Genomic DNA, 12341 nt, shown 5'->3' with positions numbered 1-12341 from the left:
TGTCTGCTCGTGGGGTGGGAGGGGGGCAGGAGAGGTGTATTGCGGATTTTGTCCGGCAGGCGAGCTTATCGCGGTGAGGTGAACGGCTCGTCCGCCGGACGAGGTGGTGTGCGTTACGCGGACGGGTCAGGCGGGTGTCAGCTCACGCTCCGGAGCGGGTACGTCGCCGGGTGCGGACGTGCCGGCGTCGAGGACCGGGTCGGGGCCCGGCAGGCCCGCGTGGTGGGCCTTCACGCCCGCCCGCACGGCCCGGTGGTACGTACCGAGGGCCAGGGCCGCCACCAGGGCGATGTCCACGCCGCCCGGGGCGGACAGCAGGGTCGGGGCGGTGACGATTCCGGTGTTCGGCCACGTCGACCAGTACGGGGCGCAGGCCGCGAAGACGAAGGCCGGCGGGCACAGGATGCTCGCCGCCGGAAGACGGAAGGGGCGGGGCGGGCCGGGCTTCGTACGGCGCAGGACGCCCACCGCGACCGGACCGATCAAGTACGAGATCACCATGGCGGCCGGGATGACCGGAGCCAGGGTCTTCCGGCTGTGGCCGACGGGGCCGTGCGAGAGGGACCCGTAGCGGGCCATGCCGCCGGGGATCGGGTGGGCCGCGCCCACCTCGGCGTAGGACATGGCGATCACGCCGATGAAGACCGCACCGATGACCCAGGCCACGAGCGCCGCGGGACCGGCGACCTGAGCGGCCGTACCGGCACCGAAGAGCCGGCCGGATCCGAAGATCGAACCTGTGCCGATCATGACCAGTGCGAAGAGACCGAGTCCCTTCTTGTCGGCTGCGCTCATGTCCATGAGGTGCCTCTTCCGTCCTGCCAGGGGATGCCGTACTGCTCTTATCCGGACCCTATTTGCCGTTTTTGGTGGATTCAGTGGCAATCGGCCGCATCCGCCTGGAGCTTTGGTCATGAGAAGGGCCCGGCCCTGTGGAAACCAAGGCCGGGCCCTCCCAGGGCGCTGCCTAGAGCGACGGGTACAGCGGGAACTTCGCGGCGAGCGCGGAGACGCGCGCCTTCAGGCCCTCGCTGTCGTAGACCGGCTTCAACGCGGCCGCGATGATCTCGGCGACCTCGGTGAAGTCCTCGGCGCCGAAACCGCGCGTGGCCAGGGCCGGCGTACCGATCCGCAGACCCGAGGTGACCATCGGGGGCCGGGGGTCGTTCGGGATGGCGTTGCGGTTGACCGTGATGCCGATCTCGTGGAGCCGGTCCTCGGCCTGCTGGCCGTCCAGCTCGGAGTTGCGCAGGTCGACCAGGACCAGGTGCACGTCGGTGCCGCCGGAGAGGACGGACACGCCCACCTCGGTGACGTCCGGCTGGACCAGGCGCTCGGCGATGATCTTCGCGCCCTCCAGGGTGCGCTCCTGGCGCTCCTTGAACTCGGGCGAGGCCGCGACCTTGAAGGAGACGGCCTTGGCCGCGATCACGTGCTCCAGCGGACCGCCCTGCTGGCCCGGGAAGACGGCGGAGTTGATCTTCTTGGCCAGCTCCTGCGTCGACAGGATGACACCGCCGCGCGGACCGCCGAGGGTCTTGTGCGTGGTGGTGGTGACGACGTGGGCGTGGGGCACCGGGTTCGGGTGCAGACCCGCGGCGACCAGGCCCGCGAAGTGCGCCATGTCGACCATCAGGTACGCGCCGACCTCGTCCGCGATGCGGCGGAAGGCGGCGAAGTCCAGCTGGCGCGGGTAGGCGGACCAGCCCGCGACGATCAGCTGCGGCTTGGACTCCTTGGCGAGGCGCTCGACCTCGGCCATGTCGACCTGGCCGGTCTCGTCGACGTGGTACGGAACCACGTTGTAGAGCTTGCCGGAGAAGTTGATCTTCATGCCGTGGGTCAGGTGACCGCCGTGGGCCAGGTTCAGGCCCATGATCGTGTCGCCCGGCTTCAGGAGCGCGAACATCGCGGCGGCGTTGGCCTGCGCACCGGAGTGCGGCTGGACGTTCGCGGCCTCGGCACCGAAGAGCGCCTTGATCCGGTCGATCGCGATCTGCTCGACGACGTCGACGTGCTCGCAGCCGCCGTAGTAGCGGCGGCCGGGGTAGCCCTCGGCGTACTTGTTGGTGAGGACGGAGCCCTGGGCCTCCATGACGGCGACCGGAGCGAAGTTCTCCGACGCGATCATTTCCAGGGTCGACTGCTGGCGCAGGAGCTCGGCGTCGACGGCTGCGGCGACGTCGGGGTCGAGTTCGTGAAGAGGGGTGTTCAGTACGGACATCAGGATCCCCTGGGGTCAGTTACCGGCGGTGAGGGAGGCGTACTCCTCGGCGGAGAGCACGTCCTTGGGCTCCTCCGAGATGCGCACCTTGAACAGCCAGCCGCCCTCGAAGGGGGCGGAGTTCACCAGCGACGGGTCGTCGACGACGTCCTGGTTGGCCTCGACGACCTCGCCGGAGACGGGGGAGTACAGGTCGCTGACCGACTTCGTCGACTCGAGCTCGCCACAGGTCTCGCCCTCGGTGACGGTGTCGCCGACCTCGGGGAGCTGGGCGTAGACGACGTCACCGAGCGCGTTGGCGGCGAACTCGGTGATGCCGACCGTCGCGACGCCGTCAACGACGTCCGACAGCCACTCGTGCTCCTTGGTGTAACGCAGCTGCTGGGGGGTGCTCATGACCTGATTCTCCTGGATGCGCGGGGGTGGGAACGAACGGTGGTCTGGGGTACTGCGACATCGCCGCACGGGGCACCCGGGCGGCAGGCCGGACTACAAGGACTACTTCTGCCGCTTGTAGAACGGCAGAGCGACGACCTCGTACGGCTCATGCGTACCGCGAATGTCGACGCCGACGCCGGAGGTGCCGGGCGCGGCGTGTGCCGCGTCGACGTACGCCATGGCGATCGGCTTGCCCAGGGTCGGGGACGGGGCGCCGGAGGTGACCTCGCCGATCACCTGGCCGTCGGCGACGACGGGGAAGCCGGCGCGCGGGACGCGGCGGCCCTCGGCGACCAGGCCGACCAGCTTGCGCGGCGGGTTCGTGGCGGCGCGCTCGGCGGCGGCCTCCAGGGCGGCGCGGCCGACGAAGTCGACCTCCTTCTCGAACTTCACGACCCGGCCCAGACCCGCGTCGAACGGGGTCAGCGAGGTGGTCAGCTCGTGCCCGTACAGCGGCATGCCCGCCTCCAGGCGCAGGGTGTCGCGGCAGGACAGGCCGGCCGGGACCAGGCCGACGCCCTCGCCGGCCTTGGTCAGCGCCTGCCACAGCTCCACGGCGTGCTCGGGGGAGACGAACAGCTCGAAGCCGTCCTCGCCCGTGTAGCCCGTACGCGCGATCAGCGCGGGCACACCGGCCACGGTGCCCGGCAGGCCGGCGTAGTACTTCAGCCCGTCCAGGTCGGCGTCGGTGAGGGAGGCGAGGATGCCGGGGGACTCCGGGCCCTGCACCGCGATCAGCGCGTAGGCGTCGCGGTCGTCGCGGACCTCGGTGTCGAAGCCGGCGGCGCGCTCGGTGAGCGCGTCCAGCACCACCTGGGCGTTGGAGGCGTTCGCGACGACCATGTACTCGGTCTCGCCGAGGCGGTAGACGATCAGGTCGTCGACGATGCCGCCGTCTTCCTGGCAGATGTGCGTGTAACGGGCGCGGCCGACGCCGACGGTGGAGATGTTGCCGACCAGCGCGTAGTCCAGGGCCTTGACGGCCTCCGGCCCGGTCAGGGTGATCTCGCCCATGTGGGAGAGGTCGAAGAGACCGGCCTTGGTGCGGACGGCGTTGTGCTCGTCGCGCTCGCTGGCGTACCGCAGGGGCATGTCCCAGCCCGCGAAGTCGGTCATGGTCGCACCGAGGGAACGGTGCAGCGCATCGAGGGCGGTCAGGCGGGGGGCAGTGCTCATGGGTGTGGCTCCCGGGTCCCAGGGCATGACATGACGAGGAGGTGTCCTCCCCATCTGTCATCGGAACCTGAGAGGTTCGCCGAGAGTGCCTGACGGGTCAGGATCTCCGGCTTGCACCTTGGGTGGAGCTGACGGACAGCTCGCTTTTCAGATCTGCCTCATCCACGCGGTACGGGGCCTGAGAGATTCAAGGGAGGTTCTTGCTCCTTCGGCGCCCGGGCACCGCCTCGCGGCGTGCCGGGACTCTCCCGCGCGGATTCAAGCGGCCGGTATGCAGTTGGTGATGCGGGGGTGATGCGGTTTGGTCCAGATGGCGCACATCATTGCACGCCGTGGTGGTGATCGGGCGGGCGGGCCCGAAAGATCGTGCGGTTGTCCAGGGGGTGGACGGGACGGGGACCGGAACCCCGCGCGGGACCCGGACCGGAACCGAAGCCGCCGGATTACCGTCTTTTTACACTCAGTGGGCAAGGGTCCCGGTGACCCGATTCGGGGGAGGCGAACACTGTGCGCAGATTCGTAGGCGTGGCGGCGGCCACGGGGGCCGTGGGCGCGGTCCCGGCGCAGCGGACCGGTGCGGCGGTCCATGCGTACGGCCACGGGGCCGGGTCCGTACGGGACCTGCGCGGACCGGGGGTGCGGGGGCCGCAGCGGCTGCGCTTCACCACGGGCGACATCGTGGTCGTGTCCGGCCTGCCGGGCGGCGGCAAGAGCACGCTGATCAAGCGGGCGGCGGCCGAGGGCGGCGCGGAGGGATGCGCCGTCGACTCCCAGGACACCCGCGAGCGCTGGGAGCGCCGGATGCCGGGGGCGCTGCCGTACGCGGTGTACCGGCCGCTGGTGCGGGCCGCGCACTACTGGGGGCTGTGGCGGCACCTGCGCTCCGGGCGCTCCGTCGTCGTCCACGACTGCGGTACCCAGAGCTGGGTGCGGGCGCTGCTCGCGGCGTCGGCGCGACGGCGGGGGCGCGCGCTGCACCTGCTCCTGCTGGACACCAGCCCCGAGGAGGCGCTGGCCGGGCAGGCCGCGCGGGGGCGGGCGGTGTCGGCGTACGCCTTCGCCCGTCACCGGGGCGCGGTGGGGCGCCTCCTACGCGACGCGGAAGCGGGCCGCCCGCCGGCGGGGTGCGCCTCGGCCACCCTCCTGGACCGCCGATCCGCCGCCGCGGTGACCCGCATCGTGTTCCACCCGTAGCCGCGGGGTGCGGCGCCGCCGCGGGGGCTCCGCCCCGAACCAGCCCCTCCGGCGATCGAGGAGCGGGGTACGCGGGGCGGAGCCCCGGGAGCGGCGCGGCGCGTTCCGTACAACCGAACCCCGGCGGAGGCCTGTCGGCGGGGGCCGGTACCCTGCGGGGCGACAACTCGCGGGATCACGGAGGCACGTACATGCACAGCGGCGGCGGCTGGCCGGGCAATGAGCTGGAGCAGGTGCTCGGGGCGGCACTCGGGCAGCCGGACGCCGGCGGCCGGATCCTGGAGGTGCTCGGGCGGAGCCTGCTGTGGGTGCCCCTGCCCGCCGGCGCCGGCGCCGAGCAGGGCGGCGCCGAGGGCCTGACCCTCCCCACCATGGACATCGGCGGAGCCGCGTACGTCCCGGTCTACAGCTCCGAGGCCCAGTTCCTCGCCTGCGTCGGCCCCGGCATGGACTTCACCGTGGCGCCCGCCGTCGAATTCGCCCGCGGCCTGCCCCCGCAGCTCGGCATCGCGCTCAACCCCGAGGGCGCCGTCGGCGTCCCCCTCCCCCCGCCCGCCGTCGCGGAGCTCTGCCGCAGCGGCCGGACCGCCCTCGACGGCCCCGCCGCCGGCGGCCGCGTCCGGCTCTACGAGCCCGACTGGCAGGAGGACCCGGTGGACTTCCTGGCCGCCGCCGCGGAGGAGTTCCGGGCGGCCGGGGTGGTCTCCGCCGCCTACCGCTGCCTCGCGAGCGTCGAGGGCGGCGAACCGCAACTGTTCATCGGCGTCCGACTGGTGGGATGGGAGCCCGGGACCCGGAACGCGCCGATGGACGCCCTCGGCCGGGCCCTGACCCGGGTACCGCCGCCCTGGCCCGTGCAGTTGATCCTGCTGGACGCCGCCGAGGACCCGGTCACGGACTGGATTCGTGAGCGCGTACGCCCCTTCTACCTCCCGTAGGGCGGCTTAAGCTGTTCTCGCGTTGACGTCGGGCGGAAGAAGAGACGAAGAGGGGTACCGGGTGAGTGCGTCAGGCACGGCCGCGGCCGGGCAGGTCGAGCACATGCTGCGCCAGGTGACTCCCGGGCGCTACGAAAGCTATGAGTCGCTCCTGCGCGCCCTCGCCGAGGGCCGGCTGTGGATGCTGCTGTGGCAGGGGCAGCCGGGCTCACCGGACGCCCAGTACGGCGGCATGGAGGTCGAGGGCCTCGGTTACGCGCCCTGCGTGACCTCCCCGCAGGAGCTGGCCGCCAGCGGCTGGGGCCGGGGCTACGAGGTCGTCACCGGCCGGGACATCGCCCGCGCGCTCTATCCCGACCGCTGGGGCCTGTGGCTCAATCCGCACGCCCAGGGCGGCGGCGTCGGCATCCCGTGGGCGGACCTGCGCCGCATCGCCACGGGTCTGGACCGGATGCCGGCCGGCCCGCTGCGGCTGTCCGAGCCCGCCATCGAGCTCCCGCAGTTCTACGGGCTGCTGACCCAGCACGCGCACCGGACGCCCGCCGTCCGCTCGCTGCGCCGGGCCTGGGTGCAGCCCGCGCTCGGGTCCCCGTACCTCGCGGTGGGGCTCGACCTGTACGACGCCTCCGCGCCCGCGCTGGAGTCCGTACGGGAGATGATGCGCCAGTCGGTCGGCGTCGTCCCGGAGGGCGTACCCGTGTGCACGGTGGCGCTCGCGGACGAGCACGATCCCGTGGCGATGTGGCTGCGGGCGCAGACCCGCCCGTTCTACGACCGCGAGGGGCAGGCACCCGCCTACTGACGGGTGCGCACCCGGCTTCCGTACATCCGCATATTGAGACATCCGTCTCGAAGGCCGCATCGATCCCATCGGTGCGGCCTTCGCCATATCCGCCGAATCAGCCCAAGATCCGTGCCCGACATGGCAGTTGGGCGGGATGTCCGTTCTGTGACGAAGGGGCGGTGTTTCACCGCTCAACAGACCTTGTCGTTCGGATAACGGAAGGTGTAGGCGCAGATCACGGTTGCGCATCACATCCCCGGCGGGTCTGGCGGCCGGTTGAGACGCCGTTGAAGACTCCCCCCACCGAAGGCAGGTCAGTCCCGCAACCACCAGCTCTTCACGTGCATTTCAGGCGCATTTCGCGCCAATCGCACCATCAGCGACGCCGAGTAGAACCAAGCCGCCACAGCGGCGGGCATGGGCCGGCCACAGTCGGCCGAGAGGGGTCCCCACCACGATGACGGCACCACTGCACGACACCAGCGCGGCCGAGCCCGCAGCCGTGGCCGCCCCGGAACCACCGCAGAAGGCGATCGAGGGGCGCTCGCCGTGGCGCATCGCCTGGCTGCGCCTCAAGCGCGACAAGGTCGCCCTTGCAGGCGGTGTCATCGTGCTCCTGCTGATCCTCGTCGCGATCTTCGCGCCGCTGATCGTCAAGGCCTTCGGCCACCCGCCGGAGGAGCTGCACGAGGACCTGCTGGACCCGCTGCTCGGCCTGCCGGCCGGCGACTGGGGCGGCATGAGCGGCGACTTCCTGCTGGGCATCGAGCCGGTCAACGGCCGTGACGTCTTCAGCCGGATCGTCTACGGCGCCCGGATCTCGCTGCTGGTGGCCTTCCTGTCCGCCTTCGTGGCGGTCTCGCTGGGCACCGTCTTCGGCATCATCGCCGGATACTTCGGCGGCTGGGTCGACGCGGCCATCAGCCGGGTCATGGACCTGCTGCTGGCCTTCCCGCAGCTGCTCTTCATCATCGCGCTGATCTCGGTGGTCCCCAGCAAGCTGTGGGGCTTCGAGGGATCGGGCCTGCGCATCGCGGTGCTGGTGCTGGTCATCGGCTTCTTCGGCTGGCCGTACATCGGCCGCATCGTCCGCGGGCAGACCCTGTCGCTGCGCGAACGCGAGTACGTCGAAGCGGCCCGGAGCCTCGGCGCCGGCCGCGGGTACATCCTCTTCCGCGAACTGCTTCCGAACCTGGTGGCGCCCATCACCGTCTACTCGACGCTGATGATCCCCACCAACGTGCTGACCGAGGCCGCCCTGAGCTTCCTCGGAGTCGGCGTCAAGCCGCCCACGCCGTCCTGGGGAGAGACCCTCTCCACGGCAGTGCGGACCTACGAGGACGATCCGCTCTTCATGATCTTCCCCGGCGTAGCGATCTTCATCACCGTGCTGGCCTTCAACCTCTTCGGCGACGGCGTCCGTGACGCCCTCGACCCGAAGGGCTCCCGCTAGCCGCCGCAGGGCGCACACCAGATCCCGGCTTCGAGTTTCGAGCCGTAAGTAACCAGTACACCGGAACTACAACGGAGGGTTGCGAGCATCGTGACTACCCATCGCACGTCGAAGCGCAGGCTTGCCGCTGGCACGGCCGTCGTGCTCGCGGCCATGCTCACCGCCACCGCCTGTGGCGGCAACGACAAGAAGGACGACAAGCCGGCCTCCGCCGGTGGCTTCAACGCCGGCATAGGCAAGGTCGCCAACGCGTCGGACAAGAAGGGTGGCGAGCTCAAGTTCGTCGGCACCCAGGAAGCCGACTCGTGGGACCCGCAGCGCGGTTACTACGGCTTCATGTGGGACTTCGCCCGCTACTACACGCGTCAGCTGGTCAGCTACAAGGCGGCCCCGGGTGAGCAGAGCACCGAGCTGGTGCCCGACCTCGCCACCGCGAAGGCCGAGATCAGCGACGGCGGCAAGACCTACAAGTACACCCTCAAGGACAACGTGACCTGGGAGGACGGCACCCCCGTCACCGCCCAGGACGTCAAGTACGGCATCGAGCGCACCTGGGCCCAGGACGTCATCTCCGGCGGCCCGGTCTACCTGATGCAGGTCCTCGACCCGAAGACCGAGTACCCCGGTCCGTACAAGGACACCGCCCCGGACAAGCTCGGCCTCAAGGCGATCGAGACCCCGGACGCGAAGACCATCATCTTCAAGCTCCCGGCGCCCAACGGTGACTTCGAGCAGATGCTGGCCATGCCGGCGGCGAGCCCGGTCAAGCAGGAGAAGGACACGGCGGCCAAGTACGGCCTGAAGCCCTTCTCCAACGGCCCGTACAAGATCGACTCGTACGAGCCCAACAAGAGCATGAAGCTCTCGCGCAACGACAAGTGGAAGCCCGAGTCGGACACCATCCGCAAGGCGCTCCCGGACTCCATCTCGGTCACGTTCATGGCGAACGCGGACGACATGGACAAGCGCCTGATGAACGGCGAGTTCGACCTGGACATCAACGCGACCGGCATCGGCCAGGCGGCCCGCGCCACCGCGCTGAAGGACCACAAGGACAACCTGGACAACGGCCAGACCGGCTTCATCCGGTACGCCGTCATGCCGACCACTGTCGCGCCGTTCGACAACGTCGAGTGCCGCAAGGCCGTCATCTACGCGGCCGACCACAAGTCCCTGCAGACCGCCCGCGGCGGCCCGCAGGCCGGTGGCGACATCGCCCCGAACATGCTCCCGGCCGGCATCAAGGGTTCCGACCCGTCGTACGACCCGTACGGTGTGCTGAAGAACGACGGCAAGCCGGACGTGGAGAAGGCCAAGGCCGCGCTGAAGGCCTGTGGCAAGGAGTCCGGCTTCAAGACCACGATCGCGGTCCGCAACAACAAGCCGGTCGAGGTCGCCACCGCCGTCTCGCTGCAGAACGCCCTGAAGCAGGTCGGCATCGAGGCCGACGTCGACCAGTTCGACGGCGCCCAGACCTCCGGCATCATCGGTTCGCCGAAGGTCGTCAAGGAGAAGAACTACGGCATCATCATCATGGGCTGGGGCGCCGACTTCCCGACCGGTCAGGGCTTCTCGCAGCCGCTGGTCGACGGCCGCTTCATCCTGCAGAGCGGTAACAACAACTTCTCCGAGCTGAACGACCCGGCGATCAACGCCCTGTTCGACCAGGCGATCGCGGAGACCGACCCGGCCAAGGCCGGCGAGATCTACAAGCAGATGAACCAGAAGGTCTCCGAGGCCGCGGTCTACCTTCCCTTCGTCTACGACAAGACGATCACCTGGCGCTCCAGCCGTCTGACGAACGCCTACACCTCCGACGCCTACAACGGCCGCTACGACTACGCGTCCCTCGGCGTCACCAAGTAACACCCGTCAGACCAGGCTCAGTTCCAGTTTCCAGTGTTCCAGTGCCACACCCGCTAGGCACGAAGGGCAGGTGATGGCCGCGGTTACGGCCTGGGGGCGCTCTCCAGAAGGGGGCGCCCCCGGGCCGCAGCCAGGCCGAGCGCAGTGCTTGCATATCTCACCCGACGGATCTTCGCCGTCATCGTCATGCTGTTGGTCATCACGCTGGTGACCTTCGGAATCTTCTTCCTCTTCCCGAAGCTGATCGGGACCGATCCGGCTCTGTACTTCGTCGGGAAGCAGTCCGACCCCGCCGCGATCGAGGGCATCCGGCAGAAGATGGGTCTCAACGACCCGATCCTCGTCCAGTTCGGCAAGTTCGTCGTCGGGCTGGTGGCGGGTCGTACGTACGCCAACGGCTCCGACGTCACGCAATGCGCCGCGCCCTGCTTCGGCTACTCCTTCAAGACCGAGCAGGAGGTCTGGCCGCTGCTGCTGGACTGGCTCCCGGTCACCCTCTCGCTCGCCGCCGGCGCCGTCGTCATCTGGGTCATCGGCGGTGTCGCCACCGGCGTCGTCTCCGCCCTCAAGCGCGGTACGGTCCTGGACCGTTCGGCGATGGGCGTCGCCCTCGCCGGCGTCTCCCTCCCCATCTACTTCACGGGCATGCTGTTCATCGCCCTCTTCTCCGACCAGCTCGGCTGGTTCGGCAGGCCCGAGGCGACCTTCGCCGAGGATCCCGGCAAGTGGTTCAACGGCATGATCCTGCCGTGGGTCTCGCTCGCCTTCCTCTACGCGGCGATGTACGCGCGGCTCACCCGCGCGACCATGCTCGAAGTCCTCAACGAGGACTACATCCGCACGGCCCGCGCCAAGGGCCTGACGGAACCGGTCGTCATCGGCAAGCACGCCATGCGTTCCACGATGACCCCGATCCTGACCGTCCTCGGCCTGGACCTCGGCGCCCTGATGGGCGGCGCGGTGCTCACCGAGTCCACGTTCTCGCTGCACGGCCTCGGCTACAGCGCCGTCCGCGCCATCAGCGACCACGACCTGCCGGTCATCCTCGGCATCACCCTGATCTCCGCCTTCTTCGTCGTCGCGGCGAACCTCATCGTTGACCTCATGTACGCGGTGATCGACCCCCGAGTGAGGCTGTCATGACCGAACTGACCAAGACCGGAGCTCTGAACGAGCCCGTCGGCGGCCCGGGGGAGCCCTCCGGCTCATTCCTGGAGGTCCGCGACCTCAAGGTGCACTTCCCGACCGAGGACGGCCTGGTCAAGTCGGTCGACGGACTCTCCTTCACGCTGGAGAAGGGCAAGACCCTCGGCATCGTGGGCGAGTCCGGCTCCGGCAAGTCCGTCACCTCGCTGGGCATCATGGGCCTGCACCGCGTGGGTCAGTACGGCCGCCAGCGGGCGCAGATCTCCGGCGAGATCTGGCTCAACGGCAAGGAACTGCTCTCCGCCGACGAGGACGAGGTGCGCAGGCTGCGCGGCCGGGAGATCGCGATGATCTTCCAGGACCCGCTGTCCGCGATGCACCCGTACTTCACCATCGGAAAGCAGATCGCCGAGGCCTACCGGGTCCACAACAAGGTCGACAAGAAGGTCGCCCGCACGCGTGCGGTCGAGCTCCTGGACCGCGTGGGCATCCCCGAGCCGCACAAGCGGGTCGACAGCTACCCGCACGAGTTCTCCGGCGGCATGCGCCAGCGCGCGATGATCGCGATGGCGCTGGTCAACAACCCCGAACTGCTCATCGCGGACGAGCCGACGACCGCCCTGGACGTCACCGTCCAGGCCCAGATCCTCGACCTCATCCGGGACCTGCAGAAGGAGTTCGGCTCCGCGGTCATCATGATCACGCACGACCTCGGCGTGGTCGCCGAGATGGCCGACGAACTCCTCGTGATGTACGGCGGCCGGTGCGTCGAGCGGGGCAGCGCCGAGAAGGTGTTCTACGAACCCCGCCACCCCTACACCTGGGGCCTGCTGGGCTCGATGCCGCGCATCGACCGCGAGCAGACCGAGCGCCTCATCCCGGTCAAGGGCTCGCCGCCCAGCCTGATCAACATCCCGAGCGGCTGTGCCTTCAACCCGCGCTGCCCGTACGCCGACGTACCCAAGGGCAACGTGACCCGCACGGTCCGGCCGGAGCTGGTCGAGGAGGACGGCAGCCGCCACTGGTCCGCCTGCCACATGTCGGCGGAGGAGCGGACCCGGATCTGGACCGAAGAGATTGCGCCGAAGCTGTGACCGACACGCCTGACAAGAACGAGGCCAC

At 69.7% G+C, this 12341-nt stretch carries 11 protein-coding genes and 1 riboswitch; of the genes, 7 read left to right on the top strand and 4 right to left on the bottom strand.

The genetic code is table 11. The features are described 5' to 3' along the window. Nucleotides 1-126 precede the first annotated feature (126 nt). The 4 genes from ACZ6Y1_RS11600 to gcvT all read right to left on the bottom strand — a co-directional run bounded on the left by ACZ6Y1_RS11600 (nt 127) and on the right by gcvT (nt 3838). Entirely contained in the window at nt 127-801 is a 675-nt protein-coding gene (locus ACZ6Y1_RS11600; protein ID WP_469626246.1) for a hypothetical protein, read from the bottom strand. Nucleotides 802-967: 166 nt separating this feature from the next. Continuing rightward, nucleotides 968-2224, bottom strand: a complete 1257-nt coding sequence (glyA, locus tag ACZ6Y1_RS11595; protein ID WP_469626242.1) for a serine hydroxymethyltransferase — start codon at nt 2222-2224, stop codon at nt 968-970. A gap of 15 nt (nt 2225-2239) precedes the next feature. Beyond that, the gene (gcvH, locus tag ACZ6Y1_RS11590) at nt 2240-2620 is read right to left on the bottom strand and encodes a glycine cleavage system protein GcvH (RefSeq protein WP_376657649.1); all 381 of its coding nucleotides are present in this window, start codon (nt 2618-2620) and stop codon (nt 2240-2242) included. Nucleotides 2621-2722: 102 nt separating this feature from the next. After that, entirely contained in the window at nt 2723-3838 is a 1116-nt protein-coding gene (gene gcvT, locus ACZ6Y1_RS11585; protein WP_469626238.1) for a glycine cleavage system aminomethyltransferase GcvT, read from the bottom strand. A 157-nt stretch (nt 3839-3995) separates the two neighbouring features. Beyond that, a riboswitch (glycine riboswitch) is annotated at nt 3996-4099 on the bottom strand. A 246-nt stretch (nt 4100-4345) separates the two neighbouring features. Here gcvT and ACZ6Y1_RS11580 point away from each other — a divergent pair. The 7 genes from ACZ6Y1_RS11580 (at nt 4346) to ACZ6Y1_RS11550 (ending at nt 12313) form a co-directional block, all read left to right on the top strand. Beyond that, nucleotides 4346-5032, top strand: a complete 687-nt coding sequence (locus tag ACZ6Y1_RS11580) for an AAA family ATPase (RefSeq protein ID WP_469626236.1) — start codon at nt 4346-4348, stop codon at nt 5030-5032. A gap of 191 nt (nt 5033-5223) precedes the next feature. Beyond that, nucleotides 5224-5970 (top strand): enhanced serine sensitivity protein SseB, encoded by a 747-nt coding sequence (locus ACZ6Y1_RS11575; protein WP_469626233.1) that lies wholly within the window; start codon nt 5224-5226, stop codon nt 5968-5970. Between the two features lie 61 nt (nt 5971-6031). After that, nucleotides 6032-6772: an enhanced serine sensitivity protein SseB C-terminal domain-containing protein gene (locus ACZ6Y1_RS11570; protein ID WP_469626231.1), complete on the top strand. Its 741-nt coding sequence runs from the start codon at nt 6032-6034 to the stop codon at nt 6770-6772. Between the two features lie 439 nt (nt 6773-7211). Then, nucleotides 7212-8207, top strand: coding sequence for an ABC transporter permease (locus tag ACZ6Y1_RS11565; RefSeq protein WP_469626228.1), 996 nt, complete (start codon nt 7212-7214; stop codon nt 8205-8207). A gap of 90 nt (nt 8208-8297) precedes the next feature. Further along, nucleotides 8298-10073: an ABC transporter substrate-binding protein gene (locus ACZ6Y1_RS11560; protein ID WP_469626225.1), complete on the top strand. Its 1776-nt coding sequence runs from the start codon at nt 8298-8300 to the stop codon at nt 10071-10073. A gap of 144 nt (nt 10074-10217) precedes the next feature. Further along, entirely contained in the window at nt 10218-11216 is a 999-nt protein-coding gene (locus ACZ6Y1_RS11555; protein WP_469626223.1) for an ABC transporter permease, read from the top strand. After that, nucleotides 11213-12313 (top strand): ABC transporter ATP-binding protein, encoded by a 1101-nt coding sequence (locus ACZ6Y1_RS11550; protein ID WP_469626220.1) that lies wholly within the window; start codon nt 11213-11215, stop codon nt 12311-12313. The genes ACZ6Y1_RS11555 and ACZ6Y1_RS11550 overlap by 4 nt, the downstream gene beginning before the upstream one ends. The last annotated feature ends 28 nt before the right edge of the window (nt 12314-12341 follow it).

The organism is Streptomyces sp. NPDC053432, assembly GCF_055585365.1.
This window is presented reverse-complemented; position numbering and strand designations above follow the sequence as displayed.